The following is a 13,666-nucleotide window of genomic DNA, read 5'->3' on the forward strand; positions in this document are numbered from 1 at the left end:
CGGGCCCGGCACACGGCCCGGCCGAGAGAGGACGACACGACTATGGGCACCCCCGTCGACCAGCTGGTGGACCTGCTCGACCTGGAGCAGATCGAGCTCAACATCTTCCGCGGGCGCAGCCCGGAGGAGGCCCTCCAGCGGACCTTCGGCGGACAGGTGGCCGGGCAGGCCCTGGTGGCGGCGGGGCGGACGGTGGAGGGCGACCGCCCGGTGCACTCGCTGCACGCCTACTTCCTCCGGCCCGGCGTGCCCGGGGTGCCGATCGTGTACCAGGTGGACCGGATCAGGGACGGCCGGTCGTTCACCACCCGCCGGGTGCTCGGCATCCAGCAGGGGCGGAGCATCTTCGCGCTGACCGCCGACTTCCACGTGCCCGAGGCGGGCGGCATCGAGCACCAGGAGGCGATGCCGGACGTACCGGGCCCGGACGACCTGCCGAGTGCGCTGGACGAGGTGGGCGCCCGGCTCGGCGAGCTGCCGCCGTTCATCAGCCGCCGGCAGCCGTTCGACATCCGGTACGTGGACCGGCTGCGGTGGACCCAGGAGGAGCTGGTCGGGGTCGAGCCCCGCAGCGGGGTCTGGTTGAAGACCAACGGCGCGCTCCCCGACGACCCGCTGATCCACGTCTGCGCGCTCACCTACGCGAGCGACATGACGCTGCTGGACTCCGTCCGGGCCCCGGTCGAACCGCTCTGGGGCACCCGGAACTTCGACATGGCCTCGCTCGACCACGCGATGTGGTTCCACCGCCCGTTCCGGGCCGACGAATGGCTGCTCTACCAGCAGGAGTCGCCGATCGCGCACGGCGCACGCGGCCTGGCGCGGGGTCAGATCTACGACCGCAACGGCCGTCTGGTCGTCTCGGTGATGCAGGAGGGGCTGTTCCGGCCGCTCGGCGACCGACGGGCCTGACCGAGCACGTCCACCAGGGAGGACCAGGACCATGACCGACACCGCCGCCGAGGAATGGAAGCACTGGACGGAGCGCCGCACGGCGTCCGTCAGCACTCCGCACGGGGCAGTCGCCCTCACCGGCACCCACTGGCTGGAGCCGGAGCCCACCGCGATCCCCGGCCTGCCCGGCCACTGGTGGGCCACCGACGGCACGGTGCGGGTCCGGGCCGTGGCGGCCGACGGCCTACGGGTGAAGGGTGCGGACGGCCCCGTGGACGGCACCGTCGAGCTGCGCCCCGACACCGATCCGGCGGCCGACCTGCTGACGTTCGGCGAGATCCTGTTGGTGCCCATCGAGCGCGAGGGCGAACTCGCGCTCCGGGTCTTCGACCCCGCCTCCCCGGCGCGCGGGGCGTTCGCCGGGATCTCGGTCCACCCGTACGCGCCGGAGTGGGCGGTGCCCGCCGTCTTCACGCCCTTCGAGAGCGACCGCGACGTCTTGGTGCCGAACGCCGACGGCCGGGAACGACCGCTCGCGGTCACCGGCCAGATCGCCTTCCACCTGGCCGGCGAGCCGCACACCCTCACCGTCAGCCGCGCGGGCGACCGGCTGAGCGGCGTGATCGCCGACGCCAGCAGCGGCCGCGGGACGTACCGGTTCCGCTTCATCACGCTGCCCGCGCCGGACGCCGAAGGCCGTACGGTGCTCGACCTGAACCGGGCCTACCTGCCGCCGTGCGCGTTCGCCGACCACTTCGTCTGCCCCTTCCCGCCGCCGGGCAACCGGCTGCCGGTGGCGGTCGAGGCGGGCGAGAAGCAGGTCCTGACCCGGTAGCCGGCCTGGACGGCGACAGCCGGGCACCCTTCGGGGCACGGCGCTAAACCGTTTCGGCTCCGGCGGGCCGGTGGGTGAGGATGTGGCCTGTGTCGACCACTCCCCCCGCCGAGCCCGCCTCCGCCGCCGTACCGACGGAGCCCATACGCCCCGACCCCGGCCCCACCGCCGGCGGACGGTGGAGCCGTCTCGGACGGGGGGCGCTCGCCGACCTCAGCCCGCTGCGCGAGCACCCCGACTACCGGCGGCTCTGGACCGGCCAGGTGGTCTCCGCCGTCGGCCAGCAGATGACGGCGGTGGCGGTCGCGGTCCAGGTGTACGCCCTCACCCACTCCAGCTTCGCAACCGGCCTGGTCGGCCTCTTCTCGCTCGTCCCCCTGGTCGGCCTCGGCCTGTACGGCGGCGCGATCGCCGACACCGTCGACCGCCGTCTGCTCGGCCTGGTGGGCTCCTCCGGGCTCGCCCTCACCTCCGCCGCCCTTGCTCTCCAGGCCCTGCTCGGCCTCGGCTCGGTCGGCCTGCTGTACGCGGCGGTCGCCCTGCAGTCCGGCTTCTTCGCGCTCAGCTCCCCGGCTCGGTCGGCGATGATCCCTCGCCTCGTGCCGCCCCACCAGCTCCCGGCCGCGAACGCGCTCGGCAGCATGAGCATGAGCCTCGGCACCACCGTCGGACCGATGGTCGGCGGCCTGCTGATCGCCGGCTCCGGCGTCCAGTCCGCGTACCTGGTGGACACCCTGGCGTTCAGCGGCACCCTCTACGCGATGTGGCGGCTGCCCGCCATGCGCCCCGGCGACGGCGCCACCCGCAAACGCGCCTCCGTCCTGGACGGCCTGCGGTTCCTACGCAGCCGCCCCAACCTCCGCACCAGCTTCGTCGCCGACTTGATCGCGATGGTCCTCGCCTCCCCGCGCGCCCTCTTCCCCGCCATCGCCGTCACCGTCTACGGCGGCGGCCCCGGCACGGTCGGCCTGCTGGTCGCCGCCCCCGCCGTCGGCTCGCTGGCCGGAGCCCTGTTCTCCGGCTGGGTCTCCCGGATCCGCCGCCACGGCATGGCCATCGTCACCGGTGTCGCCGCCTGGGGCCTGGCCATCGCCGCCTTCGGCCTCTCCACCCACCTCTGGCTCGGCCTGCTGATGCTCGCCGCCGCCGGCTGCGCGGACAGCATCAGCATGATCTTCCGCAACACCATGCTCCAGGTCGGCGCCCCCGACGAGATGCGCGGCCGCCTCCAGGGCATCTTCGTCGTGGTCGTGGCCGGCGGCCCCCGCCTCGGCGACTTCGTCGCCGGCACCGCCGCCTCCCTCACCTCCTCCACCACCGCCCTTCTCGCCGGCGGCCTGACCTGCGCCGCCGCCGTCCTCCTCCTCGCCGCCCGCCGCCCCGCCTTCCGCCACTACGACGCCCACCACCCCGCCCCCTGACCTGCACGGCACCCCCGCCCCGCCCCGGAAACTGGCAACGAGCACCCCTCCCGGTGCTGTATTGTTTTCCACGTCGCCGAGAGATCGGGGACACGGTCGGAAAGCCGAAGCCCAGAGCCGAGGCAGCCGGACCACGGGACGTGGCGCAGCTTGGTAGCGCACTTGACTGGGGGTCAAGGGGTCGCAGGTTCAAATCCTGTCGTCCCGACTGTGAAGTCGGTTGTGAGAGCCGGTACTTGGGAAACCAGGTGCCGGCTCTTTCTGTTGCTGCGTCAGCCTGGTGGTCGCAGGGTGGTCACCGGGCCACATCGGCCATGGCGTTGACAGTTCGTCTGTTCGTGCCTGCTGGTATGCGGGCAGTTGCCGGTGCGGGCGCGGGTGCTGGCGCCAGGGGCGCTGGGCGTGGCAGACGGGTTGGCCGAGGATGGCGCGGTCGGCGTTGTCGAGGGTCCAGGCGACGGCGTCGACGGCCGCGCGGGCGGCGAAGCGGGTGAGGTCGGCGTAGACGTTCGCGGTGGTCGACAGGGTGCGGTGGCGCAGGGTCTTGGAGATGACGGGCAGGGGGACGCCGGCGGCGAGACCGAAGCTGGCGGTGAGGTGGCGCAGGTCGTGGAGGGCGATGCGGGGGACGCCGGCCTTGTCGCAGAGCCGGTGGAAGTGGTCGAGGACGTTCTTCGGATGGAGCGGGCGGCCGTGGCGGTGGAAGACGTAGCCCCCGCTGTCGGTGATGCTGCCGAAGGCTCGGGTGCCGGCGCGGTCGTCGAGGGCTTGGGCGACGCGGTCGGAGAGGGCGACCCACATTCTGCTGCCCTTGGTTTTCGGTGCGGTCAGCAGGAGCTGGTTGTTGTCGACGGCGGAGAGCGTGGCGCGGACGAAGAAGACGCGGTCGGTGAGGTGGACGTCGTCCCAGCGCAGGGCGAGTGCCTCGCCTCTGCGGATGCCGGAGCCGATCACGAGCTCTGCGAGGTCGGCGTAGAGCGGGTCGGTGACGTGGGTGAAGCGCAGGAAGCGTGCGGTCTGCTCCTCGGTCCACAGGTGCCGTGGGGCGGAGGCGGGGCGGGGCAGGAGCGGGGGTCTGGCGGGGTTGCGGGCCAGGCGGCCGTTGTAAGCGGCGCTGCCGAGGGCGCTGGAGAGGGTGGCCATGATCCGGTAGACGGTGACCCTGCCGCGGCCCTTGCGCAGTTGGGCGGTGACGAACGCGCTCAGGTGCTGGCGGGTGAGGTCGATCAGGGGGATGGTGCCGAAGGCGGGGATCAGGTCCTGCTCGACGTAGGTGCGGTAGCGGGCCATGGTGGTGGCCTTGAGGCGGAGTTCCTTCTCCTCCAGCCAGTCCCCCAGGTACTCGGCGGTGCGCTGCCTGGGGTCGGTGATGACGCACAGGGCCAGGCCCTCGTTGAAGCGCCGCAGTGCGATGCGGGCCTCGACTTCGTCAGGAAAGCCGGCCCGGCGGATGGTGCGGCGGTGCCCGTCCGTGGGCGGGGTGTCGACGGCGAACGCCCAGGTACCGTGGTGCGGATCGGCCGCCAGGCGGGGGCAGTTGGTGCCAAGCTGGCGGCGGCGGTCGTCGCGGCACCCACAGCGCCGGTAGACACGTCCTCGGTCGTAGTCCGGATTCGGTGAGCAGCGCATGGTGATCGCCTCGGAGGGTCGAGCGCGCGGATCTTCCACCTCCCATTCTGCGCCTGGCAGGCGACCACGCTGCGACCACCGGGCCCACGAGATCGGGTTTGACCTGGGAATCTCCCTTGGCCAGCGGCTAAGGGAGAGCGGCGGCGAGCGCCTTGGCCGCGTGTTCGGTTCCGTTCGGTTGGTCAGATGGAGGCGGTCTTCGGTGATGCGCGGCAGCTTCGTGGACGACGTGAGTGCAGTGCTCTCAGCTGCGCCACTGTCAGCATCCCGCTGCCCGAGATCGACGCCCGCACGGCCGTGCCCGCCCTGGACGTCCTGTGCGAGGATCCGGTGGACCGTCACCTGGCCTTATCCTCTGGCGAGTTGGGGGCGGGCGTACGGGTGAGACCGTCGAGGGGATGCCAGGCAAGAGCGGGGGTTGAGGTCCTTGACATCGTGGCCGCGGCTCGACCACTCCCCCGGCCCGAGATTGCAAGCACCTCGCCAGGAACCAGCGTGTCTTGGCCCGACTGCGGGACCAGCCCCGCAGCCGGTCACGTTCTGTGATCGCCTGCGGGGACTGGCCCGCCGGTGCATGCACCGGCTCGGTGTTACGGAAAGTGACCGTTCTTGGCCGGGGCTGCCGTCCAGGTGGGCTCAGATGAGGCGGTCGCGGTGCTGGGCTGCGGCTTCACGGACGAGCTGGGCAAAGCGTTCGCGGCCGGCGCGCTGGCGCTGCTCGGCCTGCTCGTCGTCCCATTCACCATCGTCGTCGAGGTCGAGGTCTTCCTCGTCCAGGTCCTCGTACTCGCTGTGGATGAGCCAGCAGCCGTGGATGCCGGTGAGGAGGTCCTCGAGCAGGTCCCGGGCGGGCCGCTTCGGGTCGAGCGGGGTCAGGCGCAGGGCGATGTTCTCGAGGTCGGGTTCGTCCTCGCCGGTGTACTCGGCGACGGTCTCCTCGAGGTCGTCGAGCTGTTCGCGCAGGGCGGTGGGGTCGGGGAGCAGGCCGTCGGTGATGTGCATGGCGTGGCGGACCAGGCCGGTGACGGCCTCGTGGGGGCTGGCGCCGTCGTCGATGAGGCCGAGGACCAGGGTCGGGGTCTCGTGTGGGAGGGCTTCGATGTCGTCGGCTGCGCGGACCACCATGGTGGGGTCTTGTCCGGAGGCGTCGGCGGCGACTTCGGCCGCTGCGGCGAGCCAGTGGGCCGCCGCCACGGCCGCGGCGGTCGGGTCGATCGCGGAGAAGAGTTCGACTGGCCCGAAGGGATCCTGGTCCAGGAGGTGGTCGGCGGCCGTCACCTGGACCGGCGAGGCGTCCTCGCGGCTGAGCAGAACGGCCTGCTGGGCGCGGGCGGTGAGGTCACCGAGCTCGGCGCTCTCGACAGCGGCGAGTTCGGTGGCGACCTCGCCGCGGACGGCCTGGGTGAGGTCGGGGTCGTCGATGTCGTGGAGGGCGCGTCCGATCCTGTTCGCGGATTCGACCAGGCGGCTGTAGGAGACCATCATCATCCCGCCGCTGGGCAGGTGGGGCTTGGTGATCGCGTCGACGACCTCGTCGAAGGCTTCGCGTTCACGCTCGCGGCGCCAGCCCTCGGAATTGGGCTCCAGCGAGCCGGCGGCACTGGCCGGGTGGGTGTAGGTGCGCCACGCGGCCTCGGACAGCTGGGCGAGGGCCCGGGCCAGACTCAGGAGCACGGAAGTGTCCGTACCGGCGGGCAGGGTGGCGATGCGGGTCGCGAGATCCCCCTCCCCGGTCCCCCAGGCCGCAATCAACTCGTGCCGATCGGGGTCGACGCAGTACCGCGTCATGGCTCTACCTCCGGTATCAACTTCCATACGCCTCTTCGCGCAAGCCATTCTGACGCACCGCCAGATCAGCCGCGGCGCAGTCTGTCGCCCTCCCGCTCCCTGCCTCGCCCCTTGACGGCTGGAGCGGTGCAACAGGAACGGATCGGCTCCGGCTCCTGACCGCAGGTGTCCGGCGCCGATGCTGCTGAACGCGCCAACCCGCGCGCCACAGAGATCGGGATCACCGAACCAGCCAGGCCTATCGAGCCTGTGCCCACACCGCCCAGGTGAGCTCGTACTCGACTTCACCGTGCTCGGAGCCCTCGATCGCCTCCGGCCGGTCCCCGGTGAAGTCCCGGACGAAGGACAGGCCCGACTTCTCCATGACGCGACGAGAACGGGCATTGACGGCCATCGTGTTCGCCGTGACCCGCCCGACCTCCAGGTCGGTGAACCCCTTGTGGATCAGACGAGTTCGACCACCGCAGGGCTGTGCTCCTCCAGCGGCCGGAACTCGAATCAGCCCAGGAAGGTGCCGGTGGGCTTCTCCTGTGCGGCCCAGTAGCCGCGGGTGTCCCAGCACGGGTAGTCGTGCAGGAGCCGCGGCAGGGTCCGCGTCTCGATCGCCTGGCGGCTGGTCGGGCGGCCGCCGTTGATGAAGCGCATGACCTCGGGGTCGCTGTCCAGGGCGAGCAGGGGGTCGGCGTCGGCCGCCGTGAATGCGCGCAGGGCGAGCCGGTCGGTCTCCAGGAAGTTGGCCATGCCGCGATCTTCACCATGGACTGGCCGGGTCTGCCACCGATTATCCGGCCTGTGGCCGGGGGCGTTCACGTCGTGCAGGCCGCGGATCGTTCTCGACCGTGGTAGGCGAGGCCGCCAGCCCAGCATGACGGGTGGCAACCGCGATGACGTCAGCCGAGAAGTGGATCTCGTCGCGGCCGCTCGGCCGTCGCCGACCTCACGGCGGCAGGTGACGCTTCAGCAAGAGCCACGCCCTCACCCTTTTCCTCCCCTCGCCCACGCTCAACCGCCACCCCACGACGGCCCAAGGCGCACCGTCGCCAGCTGGCGACCATCAGGTCGGAGACGACCGTCATGTGCGCGGGCGCCGCGCGGGGGCGCCGTCGTCGCGGTATGGGCGCGAATGTCGCGCATCCAACCGTGTGGAACATATTGACGATGTGTTCCATCGGGATTAGCGTCGCGCCATCGCGGTGCCCGCCGGTGTGCGCCGCCCGATCCGATGGGACTCCCCCGTGCGCCCGTCCACCCCGCTGCGCTCGTCCCTGCGCGCGGCCGCCGCCCTCGCGGTGGCCGCCGCCGTCCTCTTCTCCGCCCACACCGCGACAAGCCGCGGCAAACCCGAACCCGTCCCGGCGCCAGCATCGTGCTTCTGGTCCGACGCCTGGCTGGCCGACAACCCGGGCTACAACTTCGCCTACCTCGACACCTCGGCGACGTACTGGTCCGCGCAGTACACCCTGCCCGCCGGCGCGAAACTCTCCTTGGAGGGCCGGTTCGCCCACGCCCGCTACCAGTCGCTGAACTCCTACGACACCGCGAACGGCGCCCCCGTCGACGCCCTCAACGACCTCCAGACCCCGCCCGTCGACGGCTCGCTCAACCCCTACCAGAGCGGCGCCTCGCGCGCCGTCCCCGACAAGCGACGCGCCTACACAGCGCACATCTCACCCGACCCGGCCCCCGCCGACCCCACGACACGACAGCCCGGCACCCTCTACGCTGGCCAGCCCGGCCAGGCACCCACCAGCGGCCCCTCCAAGCAGCTGGTCATCTACCGCGTCTACGTCCCCGACAACGGCCGGGACCTCACCGGCGGCACCGGACTGCCCGAACCCGTCCTCACCCTCGCCGACGGCACCCGCCTCACCGGCAACGACGTCTGCGGTGTCCTCAACTCCGTCCCCGGCCCGCCTCCGCTGCGCACCCTGCCCAAGGACGCCTACCTCGCTGCCCGCGACCAGCCCGGCAAGCCCACCGGCTTCCCCGCCACCGCCCGCCCCACCTGGCGCGCCCCGTACACCACCGCATGGACCCTCGCCTGCGACTTCCACGACCGCTGCCTGCCCAACCCGCCGCGCACCGTCGGCCAGTACTCCAACATCGACAACGCCTACGTCTACACCTACGCCAACCGCGCCCTGGGCCCCGTCCTGGTCCTGCACGGCAAGGTGCCCACCACCCCCAAGACCCGCACCCGCCAGGGCGTCGTCCGCGAGGAGCAGCTGCGCTACTGGTCGCTGTGCGCCTACGAGAAGTGGTCGACCAAGGTCGACGGGAAGCAGAGCTGCGTGGACGACGAGCAGCTCATCACCGACCACGACGGCAACTACACCGTCGTCATGAGCCGCCCCGAGGACCGGCCAGCCAGCGCCACCGCCCGCAACGGCGTCTCCTGGATCGCCTGGCCCACCAACGGTGACGGCGCCGGCCACGTCGACGACGCGCTCCTGACGCTGCGCAACATGCTGCCCGGTGACGGGTTCCACCAGACCGCCCAGGAGACCAGGGTGTCCGGGGACGAAGCCGCGGTCATGGGGCCGTACCTGCCCACCGGCTTCTACACCACGACCGCCGGCTTCCGTCCCGACCAGCTCGGCTAGAGCCCGGCCCGGCGGTCCCTCTAAGGTGTCGCGCATGGCGACAACACGGCCGCAGGACGCGCGGCCCGCTCCGGCGGAGGACCGGGTGACCCGCGAGGCGGCACTTGCCGCCGCGCGGGCCCGGTTCACCGCCGGCGACCGGCTCGACATGCGCAGCCTGGCCGAGCAGCTCGGGGTCGGCCGCACCACGCTCTACCGGTGGTTCGGCGACCGCGAAGCCCTGCTCGGCGAGATCCTCGCGGGCATGAGCCGCCGCACCTTCCAACAGGCCACCGCCACCACACCCGGCGTGGGCGCCGAACGCGCCTTCACCGTCCTGCGGGACTTCATGCAGACCACCGCCGACTACCCGCCACTGCGCGCCTTCGCACAGCGGGAGCCCGGGCCGGCTCTGCGGGTCCTGATGGCCGACGACGGCGCGGTCACCGGCGCGCTGCGCGAGGGCTTCGGCGCTGTCTTCGCCGACAGCCGGATGCCCTGGGTGGGACCACAGCTGGTCGAGGTGATGGTCCAGTTGGCAACCGCCCTGCAGTGGGCACCGATCGTGATCGGCGAGGACGCCTCCATCGACCGCGCCATCACCCTCATGAAGGGCCTCGCCCACCCCCCGCAGGCCGGCTGACCCGGCCCGCCCGGCGGGCCCCGGACCGCTGTGGCGCGCCCGGCGTGAGGTCGGGGCCCGCGTGCTGTCGACACGGCCTGCTGGTGAGTGCGGCGTGCGGCGCGACAGATTGGCATGTGCTGGCCGCGCGTTGACGGGGCCGTTGCGCAAGGTCCGCCGGGTCGTCGGCCAGAGGGTGACGAAGACCCTGCGAACGACTTCTCGCGCCTGCGAATTGCTTGCCGAAACGATCCTGCACTTGTCGGAGACCCCGATCTACGACGAACTGGCCCACACCTGGCGCGCGGCCGGACGGTCCGTCCCCGGCCAGAGCGACCTCGTGTGGGAGGCCCTGGTGCACCGGCCCGGCCGACACCGCTGCCCCGCCCCGGGAGGACAGCCGGGCCCATGACGGACAGTCAAACTCCGCGTCGGTCGAGATGCGCGGGGCGAAGATCGCTCATAGCGTCTGTGCATGAGCGATGATGCGAAGCTTCCCGGTCTGCTCGGTTCGGTGCGCATGGACGGCGAGCTGCCCGAACGGGCAGACCTGCCTCTGGTCTTCGACGAGCTCGACCATCAGATGGCCTGCCAGGCGTACCTGTGGGCGCTGCCGCTGGTGAGTTACGCGCAGTGGCAGAAAGTGCATCAGGAGGTCTTCGGAGCAGGGCCGTTCGACCTGGTCCACTACGTCTCCTACCGGGACCGGCTCGGTCTGATCACCGCGAACGCCACCACCCCCTACATCCTCAACTTCATCAACCTCGCCGCCACCGGACCGCTGGTGATCGAGCTTCCGGCCGGCGCGACGGCGGGTGGGGTGTCGGACTTCTGGCAGCGCGAGGTCGCGGTGATGGGCGAGATGGGCCCCGACCAGGGCCGGGGCGGCCGCTACCTGGTCCTCGCCCCCGGGCAGCAGGCTCCGGCGGACACCGAGGGCCTGCGGGTGCTGACCTCCACCGGCACCAACATCATGTTCGGGTTCCGCACCCTGGACCCCGACCCCGTCCGCTCCAAGGAGCTCGTGGACGCGGTCCGGCTCTACCCGTACGGGCAGCGTGACAGTGCACCGGCCACCCGGATCGTCTCCCCGGACGGCCGCCCGTGGTCCGGTGACCAGCCGCGCGGGCTGGAGTACTGGGAGCGACTGCACGCGATCTACCAGGACGAGGTGGTCGACGAACGCGACCGCTTCTACCTGGCGGCGCTGAAGCAGCTCGGGATCGAGAAGGGCAGGCCCTTCGCCCCCGACGAGCGCCTGACCCGCATCCTGACCCGGGCCGCCGCAGCAGGTGAGCTGATGGCCCAGGCGAACACCTTCGCCAAGCGCTTCGACGGCTCCCGCTACTGGCCAGACCGCCAGTGGGACCTGGCCCTGATGCTGGACCGCTCCGACCAGCGCGCCGCGCACCACGACCAACTGCTGGAACGCGCGGCCTGGTTCTACGAGGCCGTGAGCTTCTCCGCCGCCATGAAGAGCCAGACCCCCGGCCAGGGGCAGGCGTACCTGGCCGCGTACACCGGCGCCGACGGCCAGTGGCTGGACGGCGGCCGTGCCTACACCCTGCACGTGCCCGCCGAGGTGCCCGCGAAGCTGTTCTGGTCGGCCACCGTGTACGACGCCGCGACCCGTTGCCTGATCGACAACCCGCAGCAGCGCGGCGACCGCGGCTCCCGGGACCCCGACCTGGTCCGCAACGCCGACGGATCGGTCGACCTGCACTTCGGTCCCGAACCCCCCGCCGGCGGGGAGTCGAACTGGGTGCAGACCCTGCCGGGCAAGCACTGGTTCTCCTACTTCCGCTTCTACGGACCGCTGGAGCCGTACTTCGACCGCACCTGGCAGCTCGGCGACATCACCCCCGCCTGACCGACCCCGGTCCGCGAGAGCCGGCACCGCCGACCTGGACACCTGTCCCCGGGCCACTGGACGATCGGTGTCCCGCCAGCCCGTCCGGCGCCGCCCGCAGCCACGGTTCATGATATGTCTCATTTAGTCATATTTGAGGAGAGTGCGGTATGGGTGCTGAGGGGCCGACCGGTCCGGTGACGGTCCGACAGACCGCCGCGGATGCCTGGATCTGGGGCTACGCGCTGCTGGAGAACTACCGGACGATGTACCCGCAGGCCATCGACGACTCGGACCCCCGCTACGTCGGCGGCTTCGGAACCTTCCGCCACTACCCTCGCCCCTTCACCCCGGCCAACACCGACGTCGTCACCCCCAACAACGACACCCCCTACTCCTGGGCGTGGCTGGACCTGCGGGCCGAGCCGTGGGTAGTCGAGGTCCCGGCCATGGACCGCTACTACGTGATCCCCGTGCACGACCTCGACACCAGCTACGTCGGGTTCGTCGGCTCCCGCACCACCGGCCAGGAAGCCGGCCGCTACCTGATCACCGGCCCCGGCCATCACGACAGCCCGGCCGAGGGCTTCGACAGGGTCCTGCGCGCCGACACGAACCTGGTCGGCATCCTGGGCCGCACCTACCTGGCCGGCCCGGACGACGTGCCCGCCCTGGAGAAGATCCAGTCCCAGTACGTGCTGAAGCCGCTGAGCGAACACCTCCACACCGCACCGCCGGAGGTCGCCGAGCCGCAGTGGCCCGTCTGGCCGGAGGACGCGCTCGACAGCATCGAGTTCTTCACCCTCCTCGACTTCCTGCTCGGCTTCTTCCCCGTCCTGCCCGCCGACGCCGACCTGCGCACCCGCCTGGCCGAACTCGGCATCGGCAGCGGCGACTTCGAACCCGCCGCCCTCACCGAGCAGGTCCGCGAACAACTGCGGCAGGGCATCGCGGACGGCCGGGCCACTCTCACCGCGGCCGCATCCCGGGCCCAGGACTCCACCGGCTGGTTCGGCACCCGCGCCCAGCACGGCAGCGACTACCTGACCCGCGCGGTCGGCGTCGACAAGGGCCTGTACGGGCTGCCCGCCGAGGAAGCCTGGTACGCGGGCTGGCTCGCCGACGACCAAGGCAACCAGCCGCCGGACGCCGCCAAGCGCGACTACGTCCTCCACTTCCCCGCCGGGAAGCTCCCGCCCGCCCGCTTCTTCTGGTCGGCCACCATGTACCGCCTGCCCGAGCGGCTCCTGGTCGACAACCCGATCGACCGCTACTCGATCGGCGACCGCACCCCCGGCCTGGTGTACGGCGACGACGGCTCCCTCACCCTCTACGTCCAACGCGAACGCCCCGCCGCCCCCGACCGGGCGGCCAACTGGCTGCCCGCGCCCGACGGCCCGTTCTCCATCGCGATCCGCGTCTACGTCCCCGGCCCGGAAGTCCTCGACGGACGCTGGCAACGTCCCCGGCCCGGAAGTCCTCGACGGACGCTGGCAACGTCCCCGGCCCGGAAGTCCTCGACGGACGCTGGCAACGTCCCCGGCCCGGAAGTCCTCGACGGACGCTGGCAACGTCCCCGGCCCGGAAGTCCTCGACGGACGCTGGCAACGTCCCCGGCTGACCGTCCGCTCCTGAGCACCGACACCACGGCCACGAGTCGGCCCGCCCGGCCGAGGCCCGCAATGCCCGACACCGACCACTCGGACCGGGCCGCGCACCGCTGACCCACCGGCGCGCGGCCCGTCCTCGGGCGGCCCGCCGCTCTCGGTCCGTGCGCCTGCCCCGGCTTCACCAACCATCTGACGAGGAGGCCCATCGATGGGTGAGGCGATCGGTTCGATGCTGGCCTCCGCGGTCGGCATCGCCATCAGTCCGCTGCCGCTGATCACGGTGATCCTTATGCTGTCCACCCCCAAGGGAAAGGTGAACGGCACGGCCTTCACCGCCGGCTGGACGGTGGCCCTGGCCGCGGTGACCACCGTCGTGGTGCTGGCCGGCTCGAACATCGACGCCGGTGCGGACAAGCCGACCTGGTCGTACTGGCTC

The 13,666-nt window shown here is 71.7% G+C and carries 10 protein-coding genes, 1 tRNA gene and 2 pseudogenes; 10 read left to right on the forward strand and 3 right to left on the reverse strand.

The genetic code is table 11. The annotated features are described in order from the left end of the window. Positions 1-42: 42 nt before the first annotated feature. The 4 genes from ACKUU6_RS06815 to ACKUU6_RS06830 all read left to right on the forward strand — a co-directional run bounded on the left by ACKUU6_RS06815 (position 43) and on the right by ACKUU6_RS06830 (position 3,358). Positions 43-912 (forward strand): acyl-CoA thioesterase, encoded by an 870-nt coding sequence (locus tag ACKUU6_RS06815; RefSeq protein ID WP_407987558.1) that lies wholly within the window; start codon positions 43-45, stop codon positions 910-912. Positions 913-943: 31 nt separating this feature from the next. Next, on the forward strand, positions 944-1,729 hold the full coding sequence (locus tag ACKUU6_RS06820) for a DUF1684 domain-containing protein (protein ID WP_407987559.1): 786 nt from the start codon (positions 944-946) through the stop codon (positions 1,727-1,729). Between the two features lie 80 nt (positions 1,730-1,809). After that, complete coding sequence (locus tag ACKUU6_RS06825) at positions 1,810-3,150, forward strand: MFS transporter (protein ID WP_407987560.1); 1,341 nt, start codon at positions 1,810-1,812, stop codon at positions 3,148-3,150. 134 nt (positions 3,151-3,284) lie between these two features. Then, a tRNA-Pro gene (locus tag ACKUU6_RS06830) sits at positions 3,285-3,358 on the forward strand. Here the strand turns inward: ACKUU6_RS06830 and ACKUU6_RS06835 are convergent. The 3 genes and pseudogenes from ACKUU6_RS06835 to ACKUU6_RS06845 all read right to left on the reverse strand — a co-directional run bounded on the left by ACKUU6_RS06835 (position 3,340) and on the right by ACKUU6_RS06845 (position 7,308). Next, positions 3,340-4,779, reverse strand: a complete 1,440-nt coding sequence (locus ACKUU6_RS06835; RefSeq protein WP_407987561.1) for a tyrosine-type recombinase/integrase — start codon at positions 4,777-4,779, stop codon at positions 3,340-3,342. The genes ACKUU6_RS06830 and ACKUU6_RS06835 overlap by 19 nt on opposite strands. Positions 4,780-5,415: 636 nt before the next feature. Next, a complete protein-coding gene (locus ACKUU6_RS06840) occupies positions 5,416-6,453 on the reverse strand; it encodes a hypothetical protein (protein WP_407987562.1) in 1,038 nt (345 codons plus the stop codon). Positions 6,454-6,805: 352 nt separating this feature from the next. After that, a pseudogene (locus ACKUU6_RS06845) lies at positions 6,806-7,308 on the reverse strand (GNAT family N-acetyltransferase). A gap of 494 nt (positions 7,309-7,802) precedes the next feature. On the opposite strand from ACKUU6_RS06845, the gene ACKUU6_RS06850 reads away from it, so the two are divergent. The 6 genes and pseudogenes from ACKUU6_RS06850 to ACKUU6_RS06875 all read left to right on the forward strand — a co-directional run. Continuing rightward, complete coding sequence (locus ACKUU6_RS06850) at positions 7,803-9,170, forward strand: hypothetical protein (RefSeq protein ID WP_407987563.1); 1,368 nt, start codon at positions 7,803-7,805, stop codon at positions 9,168-9,170. A gap of 34 nt (positions 9,171-9,204) precedes the next feature. Further along, on the forward strand, positions 9,205-9,792 hold the full coding sequence (locus ACKUU6_RS06855; RefSeq protein WP_407987564.1) for a QsdR family transcriptional regulator: 588 nt from the start codon (positions 9,205-9,207) through the stop codon (positions 9,790-9,792). A gap of 238 nt (positions 9,793-10,030) precedes the next feature. Next, entirely contained in the window at positions 10,031-10,183 is a 153-nt protein-coding gene (locus ACKUU6_RS06860) for a hypothetical protein (RefSeq protein ID WP_407987565.1), read from the forward strand. Between the two features lie 63 nt (positions 10,184-10,246). After that, positions 10,247-11,641: a DUF1254 domain-containing protein gene (locus ACKUU6_RS06865; RefSeq protein WP_407987566.1), complete on the forward strand. Its 1,395-nt coding sequence runs from the start codon at positions 10,247-10,249 to the stop codon at positions 11,639-11,641. Between the two features lie 149 nt (positions 11,642-11,790). Further along, positions 11,791-13,344: a DUF1254 domain-containing protein gene (locus ACKUU6_RS06870; RefSeq protein ID WP_407987567.1), complete on the forward strand. Its 1,554-nt coding sequence runs from the start codon at positions 11,791-11,793 to the stop codon at positions 13,342-13,344. 175 nt (positions 13,345-13,519) lie between these two features. Further along, a pseudogene (locus ACKUU6_RS06875) lies at positions 13,520-13,564 on the forward strand (hypothetical protein); the annotation flags it as partial. Positions 13,565-13,666: the final 102 nt, after the last annotated feature.

Source organism: Kitasatospora sp. CMC57 (assembly GCF_045866025.2).
In the GTDB taxonomy this organism is placed as follows: domain Bacteria; phylum Actinomycetota; class Actinomycetes; order Streptomycetales; family Streptomycetaceae; genus Kitasatospora.